The sequence below is a fragment of the Oleiphilus sp. HI0043 genome, assembly GCF_001634935.1.
Map to the genome: position 1 here is coordinate 1 of NZ_LWEY01000107.1, position 584 is coordinate 584.

Consider the following 584-nt stretch of genomic DNA (forward strand, 5'->3'; position numbering starts at 1 on the left):
CATGGGCCGTGAGTGCCGTCTAGCTGGATATCACCTTCATCATCAGCCATTGTTTTGTCAAATGATGACATAGCCATATACATGTAAGCCTGATCACCATCAGCAGCACCAGCATTCCACCAGTTATCTGCAAGACCATAGTTGATAACGACACCTTCCATCTTACGGAACTCACCCGTCGCGCCCAAAGCAACAGCGGCTTTACGGCTCTCTAGGAAAGCAGGGCGGTCATCAGTAAAGGGATCAGCTGCAACAGAACCGCTGCCATCTAGATCCTGAGAAAGCTTAGCTTCAGCCCAATCATTGATTTGCTGATCAGTAATATAGCTTGGGCTAGCAAGTGTGCCCACATCATATTCAGCAATTGCAGCTTCGATATCAGCTTCAGCACCGTGCGCAAGCTCAATCCACTCAATTGCAAAAGCAGCTTCAGAAGGATCGCTAACACCATTCGTCTGAGTGACTTTCGCAGCGTATAAAGTACCAGAGCTCATATCACCTGCTGCATCAGCAACAAACTTGAAGAACACAACACCCGTTCCGTCATCACTCAAGAATACTGTTTTCTGGTCAGGCATCACTAC

The 584-nt window shown here is 47.8% G+C and carries 1 pseudogene; it reads right to left on the bottom strand.

Features of this window, described 5'->3' with window-relative positions:
* Positions 1 to 584: pseudogene (locus A3729_RS02070) on the bottom strand (DUF839 domain-containing protein); the annotation flags it as partial.